Origin of the sequence: Pantoea sp. GbtcB22, from assembly GCF_019091025.1 — a bacterium.
GTDB classification, from domain to species: Bacteria; Pseudomonadota; Gammaproteobacteria; order Enterobacterales; family Enterobacteriaceae; genus Pantoea; species Pantoea leporis.
In genome coordinates this window covers 183,431-200,903 of record NZ_JAGXKB010000005.1, presented here as the reverse complement: position 1 = coordinate 200,903, position 17,473 = coordinate 183,431, and the positions used below count along the sequence as shown (strand labels likewise).

8 protein-coding genes are annotated in these 17,473 nt (G+C 59.9%); all 8 read right to left on the bottom strand.

Annotation, left to right across the window (positions count from 1 at the left end; translation table 11 throughout):
- Positions 1-83 precede the first annotated feature (83 nt).
- The 8 genes from lplT to KVT28_RS17145 all read right to left on the bottom strand — a co-directional run bounded on the left by lplT (position 84) and on the right by KVT28_RS17145 (position 17,472).
- On the bottom strand, positions 84-1,274 hold the full coding sequence (gene lplT / locus KVT28_RS17180; RefSeq protein ID WP_110867969.1) for a lysophospholipid transporter LplT: 1,191 nt from the start codon (positions 1,272-1,274) through the stop codon (positions 84-86).
- The gene (aas, locus tag KVT28_RS17175; protein WP_217549446.1) at positions 1,271-3,421 is read right to left on the bottom strand and encodes a bifunctional acyl-ACP--phospholipid O-acyltransferase/long-chain-fatty-acid--ACP ligase; all 2,151 of its coding nucleotides are present in this window, start codon (positions 3,419-3,421) and stop codon (positions 1,271-1,273) included. Before aas ends, lplT begins: the two co-directional genes overlap by 4 nt.
- Positions 3,422-3,906: 485 nt before the next feature.
- Complete coding sequence (locus KVT28_RS17170) at positions 3,907-5,310, bottom strand: efflux transporter outer membrane subunit (protein ID WP_217549444.1); 1,404 nt, start codon at positions 5,308-5,310, stop codon at positions 3,907-3,909.
- Complete coding sequence (locus KVT28_RS17165) at positions 5,311-8,415, bottom strand: efflux RND transporter permease subunit (RefSeq protein WP_217549442.1); 3,105 nt, start codon at positions 8,413-8,415, stop codon at positions 5,311-5,313.
- Positions 8,412-11,561, bottom strand: coding sequence for an MdtB/MuxB family multidrug efflux RND transporter permease subunit (locus tag KVT28_RS17160; protein ID WP_217549440.1), 3,150 nt, complete (start codon positions 11,559-11,561; stop codon positions 8,412-8,414). Before KVT28_RS17160 ends, KVT28_RS17165 begins: the two co-directional genes overlap by 4 nt.
- Complete coding sequence (locus KVT28_RS17155) at positions 11,558-12,805, bottom strand: MdtA/MuxA family multidrug efflux RND transporter periplasmic adaptor subunit (RefSeq protein ID WP_217549437.1); 1,248 nt, start codon at positions 12,803-12,805, stop codon at positions 11,558-11,560. The genes KVT28_RS17160 and KVT28_RS17155 overlap by 4 nt, the downstream gene beginning before the upstream one ends.
- Positions 12,806-12,947: 142 nt before the next feature.
- Entirely contained in the window at positions 12,948-14,348 is a 1,401-nt protein-coding gene (locus KVT28_RS17150; protein ID WP_217549435.1) for an efflux transporter outer membrane subunit, read from the bottom strand.
- On the bottom strand, positions 14,335-17,472 hold the full coding sequence (locus KVT28_RS17145; protein ID WP_217549433.1) for an efflux RND transporter permease subunit: 3,138 nt from the start codon (positions 17,470-17,472) through the stop codon (positions 14,335-14,337). The genes KVT28_RS17150 and KVT28_RS17145 overlap by 14 nt, the downstream gene beginning before the upstream one ends.
- Position 17,473: the final 1 nt, after the last annotated feature.

The following is a 17,473-nucleotide window of genomic DNA, read 5'->3' as shown; positions in this document are numbered from 1 at the left end:
CTTTAAAAACGCCGCACATTTTTCCACTTGTGCGGCATTCGCCATTGCGCAATACATTGCCCCGCTACGACGCTATGCTTTTGTTACTTCCGCGCTTTCCACCACAACACCGCAATCGCCACGGCGAAAATCGCGCCGAATCCGACGCCGGTCGCCACCGCAGGCGCGCCCAGCTTAATCGCCACGGTATACAATCCCAGCATCAGCAGCATCGCGGTATTCTCACCGAGATTTTGCACCGCAATCGCGTTGCCCGAACCCACGGATGCCTTGCCACGCTCCTGCAGCAGCGCATTGAGCGGTACCACGAAGAAACCACCCAGCGCACCAATCAGCATCAAAACCAGATAGGCATTGAGCAAGCTGGTTTGCAACGCGAACACCACCACCATCACGCCAATCAGCACACCGGCGGGCATGCAGCGACGCACGGTTTGCAGCGTCACCAACTTCGCCGCTGCTGCCGCGCCAATCACGATACCAATCGCCACCATGGCATTCAGCGTGGTCGGGGTTTTGTTATCGCTGATGCCGAGCGCCACCGGCACCCATAGCACCAGCAGGAAACGCAGCGTCACGCCCGCGCCCCAGAACAAGCTGGTGCCGAGCAGCGAGAAGCGCGTTTCGCCGTTGCGCCACAGCAGCTTAGTGGCCGCGATGAAACTGCGCAGCATGGCGCCAAAATGCCAGCTCTGACCGGGACGCGCTGCCGTCAGGCGCGGAATAAAGATGTTCGCCACCACCGCCATCGCATAGGTCATGGCACACACCACCAGCGCGGCGACCAGGTTCCAGTCCGCCAGAATACCGCCCGCCACCGAACCCAGCAGAATCGCCGCAATGGTCGAACCTTCCATTAAGCCGTTGGCTTTGACCAGGCGTTCACCGCTGGTGATCTCCGTCAGGATGCCGTACTTGGCTGGCGAATAGGATGCCGCGCCAATCCCCACCAGCGTATAGCCGAGGAACGGATTGAAGCCGAAACAGATAACCAGCGCGCCGAGCAGCTTAAGACTGTTAGCGAACATCATTACCCGACCTTTGGCAAAGCTATCCGCCATCTGGCCCACGAACGGCGCGAGCAGAATGTAAGTGGCCACAAACAGCATTTGCAGGATCGGCTGACTCCAGTCCGGATAGAACTGATTTTTCAGCACCGCCAGCGTCACAAACAACAGCGCGTTGTCGCCAAATGCCGAGAAGAACTGCGCCACAATCACCGCCAGCATGTTGCGCGATAACAGCGGTGCATCCTTATTTAACGCCTGGCTCATGCCTGCTCCTCTTCCGCCAGCTGCTTCAGGCTGACATAGTCCGGTTTGCCGCTACCCAGCATCGGTAGCTGTTTCATCACGCGGATATCGCGCGGCACCGCCAGTTCCGGCGCGCCAATTTCACGTGCGGCTTTCAGCAGCGTGTCGCGGCCCAACTCGCTGTCGGTAGTAAACAGCACCAACGCTTCACCACGATTACCGTCCGGACGCAGCGACGCCGCATGCTGCTTCTCGTTAGAGGCTTTCAGCGCAATCTGCTCCACAATCTCCAGCGACACCATCTCACCGGCAATTTTGGCGAAGCGTTTCGCACGGCCCTGAATCTGGCAGAAACCGCCTTCATCAAAGCTGACGATATCGCCGGTGTCGTACCAGCCCGCTTCCATCTCGCCTTCGCCGTTATCGGCGACCGGGACTTCCAGCACGCCTGGATTTTCCACGCGCAGATACCCGTTCATCACGTTCGGACCGCGCAGCTGCAGGCGACCGCCCTGCTCAATGCCCGGCACCGAAATCAGACGCGAATCCATGCCCGGCAGAATGCGGCCCACGGTGTGATTTTTTGCCGCCATCGGCACGTTGATCGCCACCACCGGCGCGCACTCCGTCACGCCGTAGCCTTCGAGAATACGGATGCCGTATTTTTCCATGTAGATCTGACGCGTCGCTTCCTGCAGTTTCTCCGCGCCCGCCACCACATAGCGCAGACGCGCAAAATCGTACGGGCTGGCGAAACGCGCATAGTTGCCAAGGAAGGTTGAGGTACCAAACAGCACGGTGCAGTTACGGTCGTAAACCAGCTCCGGCACGATGCGGTAATGCAGCGGGCTCGGATAGAGAAACACCTGCGCGCCGGTCAGCAACGGGGTAAACAGGCCAACGGTTAAACCGAAAGCATGGAACAGCGGCAGCGCCGACATAAAACGGTCACGCGGGGTGAAATCCGCCACGGTACGAATCTGCTCAACGTTCGCCAGCAGACTTTTATGCGAGTGCACCACACCTTTGGGATGGCCTTCCGAACCGGAGGTAAACAGTACCATCGCCGCATCTTCCGGCTGCTGCGCCACCTGGGCACGGCGCGGCATCAGCAGATGCGCCACAATCCACAACTTGTCCTGCAGCGTAACGGTATCTTTCAGATCTTCCAGATAGATCCACTGCACTTCGCTGAGTCCCTGCGGCAAGTGCCACAGGTTGCCTTTTTCGAGGAACTGCCGCGAGGTAAACACGGTTTTCACCTGCGATGCGGTCAACGCCGCACGCATGCCATTCACGCCTGCGGTGTAGTTGAGCATCGCCGGAATGCGCCCGCGCAGCGAGGCACCGAGAATCGCCGCCGCTGTCACCGTGGCGTTCGGCAGCAGCAGACCGACGTATTCACCTTGCTGGCTGTAACGCTCCAGAATGCGGCCCACGCCAAGCGCTTTCTTCAGCAAACCGGTATAGCTATCCGGTTTGAAGTTGACGTCTTCGATGCACGGCTTCATCGCGCCATAACGCTGACGCGCATTCAGGAAAGCCTCGAACAGCGTCTCACGCGGACGCACTGCCATGCGGGCTTCCATCATCACATGATGCAGGTGCTCGCCCGCCAGCGTGCGGCGATCGCGCGCGCGTTTGGCTTCAGGCATTGGGATTACCGTTGGCGGCAGCACCGTTAAGGTGATGCGCGGGAACAGGCGCCGTTTAAACACGCCCGCCAGACGACCAAACGGCGTATATTCCGCGCCTTCGATACGCATCGGCACCACGGTGGCACCGGATTTCGCCGCCACAAAGCCCGCGCCGCTGTAGATCTTCATCAGCGATCCAGTCACGGTGATGCGCCCTTCCGGGAAGATCACCACCGGACGGCCCTGATTGATCATGCGCACCAGATGTTTGATCGACATCGGCTTGGTGGGATCGAGCGGAACGAAGTCGATAATCGGCTTCAGCAGGCGCATAAACCATTGATCGCTGATCGAGGAATAGACCGCAAACACCGGTTTGATCGGCAGAAACAGCGCCAGTAATACCCCATCCAGAAACGACGTGTGATTGGGGGTGATCAGCACTTTCTCTTTATGCAGTGCCGCGAGGTCGCCGCGCAGTTCCACACGCCACAGCAGGCGGAACAGGAAACGGAAAAAAGTGAGTAGCATGCCAGCTCCTTAGCAGTCTTAAAAATGGCTCTTACGATGCAGGATCTGGGGATTTTCGACAAGTGGCGTGGTGATTTAAACGCAATAGCGGTCGTAGGGCCGCCATTCATGGCGTAATCCTTGTTAGTTAAGCCAACGATGAGTGCGCAGGCCGGGGCCACTTTTGGGCCGGCGGTCCTCGCGCCGCTAGCGCGGTGCCTTCACTTCGCTCATTTGCCAGAGGCGCTGGCGCGTCAGCTGCGGCAAAGGGCCATTCGCAGCGCTGAGGCTTTTACGTTGGGCCAGGAGCCTCACGCAGGGATGCGTGAGGCAGTTCGGGGCGGCCAGGACGGCCGATCCACGAACGATCCGTCGGCACGACGTGTAAGCCGAAGGCACCGCGTTAGCGGCGCGAGGACGGCCCGTGACGCAGCAGATGTGTCAGAGCCCGCACCAAAAATGCTTTCTTAACTAACAATCATTACGCCATTCATGGCGACCTGGTTTTACTGCGTATCCGCCTGCCAGCCACCGCCCAGCGCGGCGATCAGACCGACGCTGCTGACCCACTGCGTGCTCTGCAGCGACAGCAAACTCTGCTGCGCGCTCAGGCTGCTGTTTTCGGTGGTGGCGACGTCGAGATAGTCGATCATTCCGGCATCATACTGATTACGCGTTACGCGCGCCGATTCCTGCGCCGCGTCGGTGGCGCGCTGTTGTGCGGCGATTTCGCCCTGCAAAGTATTCAGCTGCACCAGATAATCCTCCACTTCGCCCATGCCGGTCAGCACCGACTGGCGATAGCTGGCAACGCTGGCATCATAGGCGGCGCGCGCCTGTTCGACTTTCGCTGAGGTGGCGCCGAAATCTAACAGCGTACCGCTCAGCTCCGGCCCCAAAGACCAGACGCGATTGGGCAGCGAGAACAAACTGTTGATCGCCGATGAACTCACGCCGCCGCTGGCGCTCAGCGTCAAATCGGGATAGTAACCGGCAATCGCCACGCCGACCGCCGCATTCGCCGCCGCCACGTTGCGCTCGGCGTAGGCGATATCGGGACGGCGCTGCAACAGCTGCGACGGCACGCTGTTCGGGATCGCGGGCAGCGCGGCCTCCAGCTTCGCCACTGGCAAGAAGAAATCCGCCGGTGCGCGGCCCAGCAGCAACGCAATCGCGTGCTCCATCTGTGCACGCTGCCACTGGTAATCCTGCGCCGAGGCGCGGGCGCTCTCCAGCTGCATCTGCGCCTGCGCTAAGGTGGCGCGTGATTCGCTGCCCGCCGCGTATTTGTTTTCAATCACCGTCAGATAGCGTTGATAGGCCGCGATACTGCGCTGATAGAGCGCGATTTTCTCGTCGATGATGCGCAGCTGGAAATAGTCCTGCGCCAGTTCGGACTGCGCGCTCAAGGTGATATTCGCCAGCTCGGCCTTGCTGGCTTCGGCGCTGGCGTTGTTCTCCTCCAGCGTGCGTCGCAGTTTGCCCCACACATCCAGCTCCCAGCTGGCGCTGAGATCGGCGGCATGGCTGTTGCTGACGCTACGTTGTCCGCTGGCGCTGGCGCGGCTGCCGCTGCGCGTGCTGCTGGCGTCGTAGCTTACCGACGGCAACAACTCCGCGCGTGATTGCCCAACTAACGCCTGTGCTTCGCGGTACTGCGCGGCATAGCTGGCTACGTTCTGGTTGGAGATGCTCACCTGCTTCAGCAGGCTAGCCAGCGTGGCATCGTGATACACCTGCCACCATTCACCTTTGCTGTTTGCATCCTGCGGCGTCGCCTGCGTCCAGCCTTTGGCTTCTTTGAAATGGGTCGGCATCGCCATGCTCGGGCGCTGATAATCGGGGCCAACCGCGCAGCCCGCCAGCAACATCACGGTGAGCAACGGCGTAATTTTCAGAGACATTTTCATCTATCGGGATTCCACATGACGCAACCGCTGCCACTGATGTTGCGTGGCGCGGCTTAAACGGTCGAGCCAGAGATAAACCACCGGCGTAGTAAACAGCGTTAATAATTGGCTCAGCGCCAAACCACCGGCAATCGCCAGCCCGAGCGGGCTACGTAAGTCGGCATCGCCGCCGCTGCCCAGCGCCAGCGGCAGCGCGCCAAAGAAGGCGGCCAGCGTGGTCATCATGATCGGCCGGAAGCGCATCAAACAGGCTTGGGTGATCGCCTGCTGCGGCGTCATGCCTTGGCTGCGCTCGGCGTGAATCGCAAAGTCGATCATCATGATGGCGTTCTTTTTCACGATACCAATCAGCAGGATGATGCCGATAAGCGCGATCACCGTCAGTTGCGTGTTGGTCAGCAACAGCAACAACAGCGCGCCCACACCCGCCGACGGCAGCGTTGAGAGAATGGTGATCGGATGGATGTAACTCTCATATAGCACGCCGAGCACGATATACACCGCCGCCAGCGCCGCGATAATCAGCCACGGCATGGTGGCGGTAAGCTGGGCGAAGGCGGCGGCGGTGCCGGCAAAACCGGCCTGAATGCTGGAGGGTAAACCGAGCTGCGCCATCGCCTGCTTAATCAGCGCCTGCGCCTGCTCCAGCGACACGCCATCGTTGAGGTTAAACGCCACGGTGCTGGTGGCGGATTGGCCCTGATGCGCCACCGACAGCGGCGCGTTGCCGCCCTTGAAGCTGGCGAATGCGGCGAGCGGCACGTGATCGCCGCTGTCGTTAATCACATACAGCTGCTGCAAAATCGCCGGATCGCGCGTGTAGCTATTCTGCAGCGACATCACCACATGATACTGATTAAGCGTGTGATAGAGCGTGGCGACCTGACGCTGGCTGAAGGCGTTATTCAGCAGGGTGTCGAGCATCTGCACATCCACGCCCAACCGTTTCGCGCGGTCACGATCGATATTAATCACCACTTCCTGACCGCCGGTTTGCGAGTCGGAATCGACGCTGTTCAGCTGCGGGATTGCCGCCAGCGCTGCCTGCACTTTGGGCGTCCACTCACGTAGCAGATCGAGATCGTCGGCCTGCAAGCTGTATTGATAGGTGGCGTTGGCGCTGCGCCCGCCGATGTGCAGATCCTGCGCCGCCATCAGGAACATCTGCGCGCCGGCAATATGGCTGGTTTTCATACTCAGGCGGTTCGCCACTTCGGTGGCGGTGGCATCGCGCTTGTCAAAATCCTTGAGGCGCACAAAGAAGTTGGCGCTGTTGCGCGAGCCGAACATGCCGCTGCCCATCGACGACATCACGCTCTCCACCGCCGGATCGGATTGGATGATGTGGGTGAACTGCAGCATTTTCGGCTTCATCGCCTGGAAGGAGATGTTCTGATCGGCACGCAGCGCGCCCATCAGCAGGCCGGTATCCTGATTGGGGAAAAAGCCTTTTTGCACCACGGAAAACAGGAACAGGTTGAGCAGCACGGTCAGCACCAGACTAAACATCGTCAGCTTTTGGTGCGCCATCACCCAGGTTAACCCGCGCGAATAAGCCGCCAGCAATGCGTTAAGTTGGTTTTCGATAAACTGATACATCGGATGCGGGCGTTGCGTGACTTTGGGCTTTGGCTTCAGCAGACGCGCGCACAGCATCGGCGTCAGGCTCAGCGAGACAAACATCGAAATCAGCAGCGATACCGTCAGCGTGACGGCAAATTCGCGGAACAAGCGCCCAACGATACTGCCCATCAGCAGAATCGGGATGAACACCGCAATCAGCGACATGGTCATCGACAGCACGGTAAAACTTACTTCCTGCGCGCCACGCAGCGCCGCGCGTAGCGGACTGAGCCCTTCTTCGATATGGCGCGTGATGTTTTCCAGCACCACAATCGCGTCATCGACGACAAAGCCGGTGGCGATAATCAGCGCCATCAGCGACAGGTTATCGAGGCTGTAACCCAACAGATACATCACCGCGCAGGTGCCAATCAGCGAGACCGGCAGCGCCAGCGCCGGGATAATCACCGCCTGCACGTTACGCAGAAACGCAAACACCACGGCGATCACCAGCAGCATCGCCACCAGCAGCGTCTCTTCGGTGTCATACAGCGAGGCGCGCACCGTCGGCGAGCGATCCACCACCACTTTCAGTTGCGTATCGGCGGGCAGATTTTTTTCCAGCGCCGGCAGCTGCGCTTTGATGGCATCAATGGTGTCGAGCATGTTGGCACCGGCCTGGCGCTTAATGCCCACCATCACCGATGGCATGGCATTGAGGAAACCGGCCTGATACTGATCTTCAACCGAGTCATACACGGTGGCGACATCATGCAGCCGCACCGCTTTGCCCTCTTGATACGTAACGATCAGATCCTGATACTGCGCGGCTTTATCCAGCTGGCCGTTGCTGTCCACCACCCATGACTGGCTGCTGCCCTGCAAAATCCCTTTCGGCTTATTGCTGGTGCTGTTGGCGATGGCGCTGCGCACCGTATCCAGCGAAATGCCATACTGCGTCAGCTTCAGCGGCTGCAGATCGATGCGCACCGCCGGTAAGGCGCTGCCCATCAGCGACACTTCGCCCACGCCTTTCACCTGGCCCATCGCCTGCTCGATTTTGCTTTCGGCCAGATCGTAGAGTTCGCCCGACGTGCGCGTGGCGGACGTCAGCGCCAGCATCACAATCGGCGCATCCGATGGATTGGCTTTGCGATAGGTCGGCAGCGACTCCATCGCGCTCGGCAGCAAACTGCGTGCGGCGTTGATCGCCGCCTGCACGTCACGCGCTGCGCCGTTGATGTCGCGATCGAGATCAAACTGCAAAATCACGCTGGTCGATCCCTGCGAACTGGTCGAGGTCATCTCGGTGACGCCGGCAATCTGCCCCAGCGAACGCTCCAGCGGCGTAGCGACGGTGGCTGCCATGGTTTCCGGGCTGGCACCGGCCAGGCTGGCGCTCACCATGATAGTGGGGAAATCCACCTGCGGCAGCGGCGCCACCGGCAGCAGCCGATAGCCCAACGCGCCCAGCAGCAGGATCGCCAGCGTCAGCAATAACGTGGCAACCGGGCGGAAGATAAACAGCCGGGTGAGGTTCATCGCTCGCCCCGCGCCTGCTGCTTGCGCTGCATGTAGCGCTTGCCGCGCTGCGCAATGCCATCAAACCACAGGTAAATTACCGGCGTGGAGAACAGCGTCAGCACCTGGCTGACGATCAAACCGCCAACAATCACCAGACCGAGCGGCTGGCGCAGCTCGGCACCGGAACCGGACGCCAGCATCAGCGGCAGCGCACCGAGCAGCGCCGCCATGGTGGTCATCAGAATCGGGCGGAAGCGCAGCAAACAGGCCTGATGAATCGCGTCCCGCGCGCTTATGTGCTGCTTGTTTTCCGCCTCCAGCGCGAAGTCGATCATCATAATCGCGTTCTTCTTGACGATACCGATCAGCAGAATCACGCCAATCAGCGCGATCAGGCTGAATTCGCTGCCCGCCAGCAGCAGCGTCAACAGTGCGCCGACCGCCGCCGACGGCAGCGTCGAGAGAATGGTCACCGGATGGATAAAGCTTTCGTACAGAATGCCGAGCACCACGTACATAGTGATCAGCGCCGCCAGAATCAGCCACAGGGTGTTGCCGGTGGCGCTCTGGAATGCCGAGGTTTCGCCCTGATAACGCAAGGTGATGCTCGACGGCAAATTCAGCTGCTGCGTCACTGCGGCAATCGCCTTCTGCCCCTCTTCCAGCGAATAGCCTTTATTGAGATTGAACGACACCATCACCGCCGGGAATTGATTGAGCCGCATGTGCATCAGCGAACCGGTGCGCTGGTGAATGGTGGCGATGGACGTGAGCTTCACCATGCCGGTGGTGGTTGTGGTGGTGTCATCCGTGGTGGAAGTGCTGCTGCTCGCGCTGGTCACCGGCAAATAGACATCATCAAACGAAGCGGGCGATTGCTGATACTGCGGCGCCACTTCCAGCACCACGCGATACTGATTGGCCTGGGTAAAGATGGTGGAGACCAGACGCTGACCGAAGCTGTTGTACAGCGCGGTATCGACGTCGGCGGCGGTAATGCCGTAGCGCGCCGCTTTATCGCGATTCAGCTCGACATAGGCCACGCGGCCCTGATCCTGCAGGTTACTCACCACGCCGTTAAACTCCGGACGCTGCTGCAAGGCGGCGACCATCTTTGGCGTCCAGCGCACCAGGTTTTCGCTGTCGGCATCATCCAGCGTGAATTGATACTGGCTCGGCGACACCTGATCGTTAACGGTCAAATCCTGCGCCGGTTGCAGATAGAGCTGAATGCCCGCCACCTGCTGCGCCGCCTGCTGCAGCTGTTTGATCACCACGTCGGCTTTGTCGTCGCGCTGGTCAAACGACTTGAGGTTGATCTGGATGCGCCCGCTATTCAGGCTGGTGTTGCTGCCATCAATGCCGATGGTTGAGGACAAACTCTCTACCGACGGATTTTGCAGAATCACTTTCGCCAGCGCCTGCTGTCGCTTCGACATCTCGCTAAACGACACATCCTGCGACGCCACGGTGACGCCCTGAATCAGCCCGGTATCCTGGGTCGGGAAGAAGCCTTTTGGGATGGCGATATACAGCAGCGCGGTGAGCGCAAAGGTCGCCAGCGCCACCAGCAGCGTCAGCTTCTGATGGTTCAGCACCACCGTCAGCATGCGGTCATAGCCGCGCACCAGCTTGTCGAACAACTCGCCGCCTTTACGCGAGAAGCGCGACTGTTTTTCCGGCGGAATGTGCTGCAACAGATAGGCGCACAGCATCGGCGTCAGGGTTAGTGACACCACCATCGACACCAGAATCGACACCGCCAGCGTGATGGCAAATTCGCGGAACAACCGCCCAACCACGTCGCCCATAAACAGCAGCGGGATCAGCACGGCAATCAGTGAGAAGGTCAGCGAGATGATGGTGAAGCCAATCTGCTGCGAGCCTTTCAGCGCCGCCTGCATCGGCGTTTCGCCCTCTTCCAGCCGCCGTGAAATGTTCTCCACCACCACAATCGCATCGTCGATAACGAAGCCGGTGGCGATGGTCAGCGCCATCAGCGACAGATTATTCAGGCTGAAGTCGGCCAGATACATCACGCCGAAGGTGCCAATCAGCGACAGCGGCACCGCCACGCTGGGAATCAGCGTCGCCGCCACGTTGCGCAGGAACAGGAACGTCACCATCACCACCAGCGCCACCGACAGCATCATCTCAAATTGCACGTCGCTGATCGAGGCGCGAATGGTTTGCGTGCGATCCGACAAGATGCTCATCTTCACGCCGTCCGGCAGCGCCGCCTGCAGCTTCGGCAGCTGCGCTTTGATGCTATCCACCACCTGAATCACGTTGGCGCCCGGCTGGCGCTGCACGCTGATCACAATCGCCGGACTGTTGTTGGCCCACGCCGACTGGAAGCTGTTCTCCGGTCCCTGTTCGATATGCGCGATATCTTTTAGCCGCAGCGCCGCACCGTTTTGGTAAGTGATGATCAAATTGCCGTACTCATCGGCGGTACGCAGCTGATCGTTGGCGTCGATGGTCACCGAGTGATATTTGCCGTCGAAGCCGCCTTTCGAGCCGTTCACGTTGCTGTTGCCGATCAGCGTGTTGACGTCCTCCAGCGACAGCTGATGCGCCGCCAGCGCTTTCGGGTCCATCTGCACGCGAATCGCCGGTTGATGGCCGCCCGCCAGCGTCACCATGCCGACGCCGTTAATCTGCGACAGCTTCAGCGCCACGCGCGTGTTCACCAGATCCTGCACCTGCGTCAGCGGCAGCGTGTCGGAACTTACCGCCAGCGTAATCACCGCCGTATCGGCTGGATTGACCTTTTTGTAGGTTGGCGGATTGGGCAGATCGCTCGGCAGCAAATTATTGGCGGCATTGATCGCCGCCTGCACTTCCTGCTCGGCGACATCCAGCGACAGATCGAGGCTGAACTTCAGCGTGACGATGGACGATCCGCCTGAGCTGGTGGAGGTCATCTGGCTTAGCCCGGCCATTTGCCCGAGCTGGCGCTCCAGCGGCGAGGTGACGGACGACGCCATCACATCCGGGCTAGCGCCGGGATAGAGCGTGGTGACCTGAATGGTTGGGTAATCCACCTGCGGCAGCGCCGAGGTGGAGAGAAAACGGTAGGAGAAGATCCCGGCGATCAGCACGCCGACCATCAGCAAAATGGTGGCGACCGGACGCTGGATAAACAGGCGAGACGGATTCATTTGGCCTCGGCGGTCGCGGTGGTTTTACTCTCATCCGCCAGCTGCACTTTGCTGCCGTTGGTCAGGCGATCGATGCCTTCGGTCACCAGGCGATCGCCCGGTTCCACCCCTTTGAGGATCGCCTGCTGATCTTCACCAAACGTTGGCCCGGTGGTGACCGCTTTGCGCGTCACGGTGTTGTCTTTATTGATAACAAACACGAAGCTGCCGTCGCTGCTCAGCTGCAGCGCCTGCGCCGGGATCACCGTGGCATTTATCAGGATGTTGGTTTGCAGCCTCAGATTGACGAACTGGTTAGCGAACAGCGATTCGTCTTCATTCGGGAAGGTGGCTTTCAGCTCAATGGTGCCGGTCGCGGTATCGATCTGGTTGCTGATGAACTTCACCTCGCCCTGCGCCAGCGCGCGGCTGTTGTCCTGATCAAAGGCGGTGGCGGGCAGACTCTGTCCGCCGTGCAGCGCTTTGGTCAGCTGCGAAATGTTGCCCTGCGGCACGCTAAAGGTCACGGCGGCGGGCTGCATCTGCGTCACCACCACGATGCCGGTGGTATCGGTGGTTTGCACCATATTACCGGGATCGACCAGACGCAAACCGACGCGTCCGCTGATTGGCGAGGTGATGCGCGCATACTCGATATCCAGTTTGGCGCTGGCGATCTGCGCTTCATCAGCGGCGACCGCGCCTTTGTACTGGCCGACGGTGGCGGTTTGGGTATCAAGATCCTGGCGCGAGAGCGAGTCCTGCGCCGCCAGTTTCTGATAACGCACCAGCGTTAACTGCGCGCTTTTCAGCAACGCCTGATTCTGATTGAGATCGCCCTGATACTGCGCCAGCGTGGCCTGATAGCTGCGCGGATCGATCTGCGCCAGCAGCTGGCCGGCGCTAACTTTCTGCCCTTCGGTAAAGAACACTTTTTCCAGCTGTCCGGCGACGCGGCTGGTGACGGTGACGCTGGCGTTAGGGATCACCGTGCCGAGCGCGTTGAGGTATTCCGGCACATCCGCGCTGCTGGCGACGCCGCTGTGCACCAGCGTAGCACCGCCCATCATCGTCGCCATGCCCGGCGGGCCGCCCGCGCCACCGCGATGACCGCCGCGTGCGCCCGGCGGTTTTCCGCCGCCCGGCATGCCGCCATGACCACCGACCACGCGCCAGATAACGCCCGCCACAATCAACAGCAAAACTAACAGGAGCAGCCATTTCAGCCAGCGAGAAAACGGGGAGCGGGAAGCGTTGTTAGTCATCAGGATCTTCAGGTTAGCCAGAAAACGGAAAATCCCCTGTAAAACAGGGGACTATTTCAAGGGGAAATCATCACTACGCGCATTATCGGTTGAATGCCCGCGCGAATTCCATACGCGAACCGTAAGGGTTTCGTTAAGGTGATTAAGATTTCCAGCCGCCGCCTAACGCCTTGTACAGGGTGATTTTCTGGCTCAATTGCCCCAAATGCGCACTGATCAGCGACTGCTGCGCACTGTAAAGCGATCGCTGGGCCACTAACACATTGAGATAATTGTCGACGCCTTGCTTGAAGCGCAATACGGAATAGTCGTAGTCGCGCTGATTGGCGCCAACCTCCTGTTGCAGCGCCGTCAGCTGATCCTGCCAGGTATCCTGACCGGCCAGCGCATCGTTCACCTCTTTAAACGCGGTCTGGATCGCCTTCTCATAGTCAGCAATCTCAATGCGTTTCTCGATATGCGCGATATTTAGGTTGGCCTGGTTTTTACCACCGTCAAAAATCGGCAGGTTAATCGATGGCATGAATGACCATGTGCCGGTGCCGCCGCCCAGCAGGTTGCCAAGCGAGCTGCTGGTGGAGCCGCCGGACGCGGTCAGCGTGATGCTCGGGAAGAAGGCGGCACGCGCCGCGCCGATATTGGCATTGGCCGCCTTCAGCGTGTGCTCCGCCGCCATGATATCCGGGCGACGCGTCAGCAGATCCGACGGTAAGCCAGCAGGCGTGGCCGGGAAGTGCCAGTTGGCGTCCAGCGTGGCGTGTGACAGCAGAGTGGCAGGCAGATCGGTGCCGACCAGCAAGCGCAGCGCATCGACATCCTGCCGCACCTGACGCGTGTAACTCGCCACGTCCGCCTGCGCCGCCCGCACCGTGCTTTCGGCCTGCGCCAGATCCTGATCGCTGCTGGCACCGCCGTCGTAGCTGAGCTTGGTCAGGCGATACGATTCCTGCTGGCTTTGCGCGGTGTGTTGCGCCAGATGCAGCAGATCGTTATCCGAACTCAGCGTCAGCCACGCCGTCGCCACTTCCGCGATCAGTGAAATGCGCGTGGCGCGTTCGGTGGCGGCGCTCGACAGATAGGTTTCCTGCGCCTGATCGCTCAGGCTTTGCAGGCGACCAAAGAAATCCAGCTCCCACGAAGTGACGCTCAAGCCGCTGTTCAGCTCGTGATAGGTCACCGCGCCGCTGGTTTTGGTGTTGTAGAGATTGGCCGGTTCATGCGCCGAAGTCTGGCTGGCCGTGGCGTTGATCGACGGCATCAGCGCCGCGCGCTGCACCGTGACGCCCTGCTGCGCCTCTTGCACGTTCAGCGCCGCCACGCGCAGGTCGCGGTTGTTATCGAGCGACAGCTGGATCAGGTTGCGCAGCGTGGCATCGGTGAAGAAGTTCTGCCACGGTAAATCGGCGACGTTGCCGACGGGCGTCGCCTGATCGTATTTAGCGTCCACCGGCAGCGCCGGGCGCTGATAGTGCGGTGCCAGCGTACAACCGGCCAATGCCAGCGCGAGCGGCAACAGCGCCAGACGGAAGTTATTCATGTTCATTTTTAACCCCCTCTGCGGATGTTTGTTTCTTACGCGCAAAGAACTGCGAAACCACCACGTAGAACATCGGCACAAAGAAGATGGCGAGGAAAGTCGCGGTGATCATACCGCCCGCCACCGCCGTACCAATCGAATGCTGGCTGCCTGCGCCCGCGCCGTTGGATATGGTCAGCGGCAGCACGCCGAGAATAAACGCCATTGAGGTCATGATAATCGGACGGATACGCAGCCGCGCCGCTTCTACCGCCGCTTCCACCAGCGTTTTGCCCTCGCGCTCATGCAGCTCTTTGGCGAACTCCACGATCAGGATGGCGTTTTTCGCCGCCAGCCCCACGGTGGTCAGCAGGCCGACCTGGAAGAACACATCGTTCTGCAGGCCGCGCAGCAGCACCGCGCTAATGGTGCCGAGGATGCCGAGCGGCACCACCATGATCACCGAGAACGGAATCGACCAGCTCTCGTACAGCGCCGCCAGACACAGGAACACCACCAGAATCGAGATCAGATACAACTGCGTGGTTTGGCTGCCGGATGCCTGCTCCTCATACGAAATACCGTACCACTGCACGCGGAAACCGTGCGGCAGCTGCTTCGCCAGCTGTTCCACCGCCTTCATCGCTTCACCGGTACTTTGACCCGGCGCGGGCGATCCGAGGATCTCCTCAGCGGTTAAGCCGTTAAAGCGTTCAAAGTGCGGCGAGCCGTACACCCATTTTCCCGAGGCGAAGGCGGAGAATGGCACCATGGTGCCGCTGCTGTTTCGGAAGTACCATTTGTCGAGATCCGACGGTGTGGCGCGCGAGTCCGCTTTACCCATCAGATAGACCTCTTTCACGCGGCCGTTATACATGAACTGATCGATGTAGCTGGAGCCCCACGCCACCGACAAAGTGTTGTTGATGTCGGTCATGCTCAGGCCGAGCGCGCTGGCCTTCTCATCATTGATCTCCAGCTGATACTGCGGCTCATCTTCCAGCCCGTTAAGACGTACCTGCGCCAGATGTGGATCGTTGTTCGCCAACGTAATCAACTGATGCGCGGCATCCATCATCTGCTGATGGCTATGCGCGCCGGTATCCTGCAGATAGAGATCGAAACCGGTGGCGTTGCCCAGCTCCATCACCGCCGGCGGCACCATGGCGAAGATTTTGGCGTTCTGGTAGTTGGCGAAGTGCGCCATCACGCGGTTCGCCAGGTCCTGCACGCTTTGCCCGCTGTGCGTGCGGTCGCCCCAATCTTTCAGGCGCACAAAAGCCATGGCGTTGCTCTGGCCGCGACCGGCAAAGTTAAAGCCCGCCACGCCAAAGGTGGTGGTCACCACCGACGCTTCGTTCTGTTGCAGATAGGCGTTGAGATCGTTGATCACCTGCTGAGTGCGCTGCGACGACGAGTTCACCGGCAGCGTGATCTGCACCATCATCAAGCCCTGATCTTCACCCGGCAGGAAGGTGGTCGGTACACGGGTGAACAAAAATCCCGTCACGCCAACGATCACCAGATAGATCACCAGGAACAGGCCGCGACGGGAAATCACTTTGCTGACGCCGTGGGTGTAGTGCATCGCCCCGCTGTCGAACTTGCGGTTAAACCAACCGGCGAATCCGGTGGTTTTGTGCTCCGCCGCCGCCGGTTTCAGCAAGGTGGCGCACAGCGCAGGCGTGAAGATCAGCGCCATGATCACCGACAGCGCCATCGCCGAGACGATGGTGACCGAGAACTGGCGGTAAATCACACCGGTCGATCCGGAGAAGAACGCCATCGGCAGCAGCACTGCCGACAGCACCAGCGCAATGCCAAACAGCGCGCCCTGAATCTGCTGCATCGATTTAATGGTGGCGGCTTTCGGGTCGAGCTGCTCTTCGTGCATTACGCGCTCAACGTTCTCCACCACCACAATGGCGTCATCCACCAGTAGCCCGATGGCCAGCACCATGCCGAACATGGTGAGGGTGTTAATGCTGTAACCAAAGGCTGAGAGAATGCCAAAGGTGCCCAGCAGCACCACCGGCACCACCAGCGTGGTGATCAGCGTGGCGCGCAGGTTTTGCAGGAAGATCAGCATCACGAAGAACACCAGCACCACCGCTTCGATCAGCGTTTTCACCACCTCTTCAATTGAGGCGCTGACCACCGGCGAAGTGTCGTACGGATACTGAATCTCGACGTTATCCGGCAGCGAATCTTTCAGGTCGGCGATGGTTTGGCGCACCGCCTTGGCGGTATCCAGTTCATTGGCACCGGTTGCCAGACGCAGCGCGATACCGGCGGCCGGTTTACCGTTCATGGTGGCATCGATGCCGTAGCTTTGAGGCCCGAGCGCGACGCTGGCCACATCTTTCAGCCGCACCTGCGAGCCGTCGCTATTTACCTTCAGCAGCACATTCTCAAACTGCTGCACGGTGGTGAAACGGGTTTTGCCGAGGATCGTCGCCTGGGTTTTTGCGCCCTGAATGGTCGGCAAGCCGCCCAGTGAACCGGACGACACCTGCACGTTCTGGTTATCAATCGCCGTGGTGACATCGCTCGGCATCAGGTTGTATTTGTACAATTTGGCCGGATCGAGCCAGATGCGCATCGCGTATTCGGATCCCAGCACCATGAAGTCGCCGACGCCCGGCGTACGCGAGATCGGATCTTCCAGTTTCGACACCAGCATGTCGGCCAGATCGCCGTTAGTCAGCTTGCCGTCTTTGGCGATCAGCCCGATCACCATCATGAAGTTTTTCTGGTACTTACGGATGCGGATACCTTGCTGGGTGACATCGGTGGGCAGCTGCGACTCCGCCAGCGACACGCGATCCTGCACCTGAACCTGGGCGATATCGGGATTGATGCCCTGATTAAAGGTGGCGATGATCTGCGCGCTGCCGTCCGAGGCGCTGCTCGACTCCAGATAACGCAAACCATCCAGGCCATTCAACTGCTGCTCAATGACCTGCACCACGGTGTTTTGCGTGGTTTCGGCGCTGGCACCAGGATAGGTTACCGAGATGGAGACCGCTGGCGCGGAGATATTGGGATATTGATTGACCGGCAAACTGATGGCGGCAATCGCGCCGACCAGCATCACGATAATGGCGATAACCCAGGCGAAGATTGGACGTTCTATAAAAAACTTCGACATG

Coding starts and splice junctions, on each gene's coding strand:
- KVT28_RS17150 (WP_217549435.1), bottom strand. CDS start 14,348: ATGAACATGAATAACTTCCGTCTGGCGCTGTTGCCGCTCGCGCTGGCA.
- KVT28_RS17165 (WP_217549442.1), bottom strand. CDS start 8,415: ATGAACCTCACCCGGCTGTTTATCTTCCGCCCGGTTGCCACGTTATTG.
- KVT28_RS17155 (WP_217549437.1), bottom strand. CDS start 12,805: ATGACTAACAACGCTTCCCGCTCCCCGTTTTCTCGCTGGCTGAAATGG.
- KVT28_RS17160 (WP_217549440.1), bottom strand. CDS start 11,561: ATGAATCCGTCTCGCCTGTTTATCCAGCGTCCGGTCGCCACCATTTTG.
- KVT28_RS17170 (WP_217549444.1), bottom strand. CDS start 5,310: ATGAAAATGTCTCTGAAAATTACGCCGTTGCTCACCGTGATGTTGCTG.
- aas (WP_217549446.1), bottom strand. CDS start 3,421: ATGCTACTCACTTTTTTCCGTTTCCTGTTCCGCCTGCTGTGGCGTGTG.
- KVT28_RS17145 (WP_217549433.1), bottom strand. CDS start 17,472: ATGTCGAAGTTTTTTATAGAACGTCCAATCTTCGCCTGGGTTATCGCC.
- lplT (WP_110867969.1), bottom strand. CDS start 1,274: ATGAGCCAGGCGTTAAATAAGGATGCACCGCTGTTATCGCGCAACATG.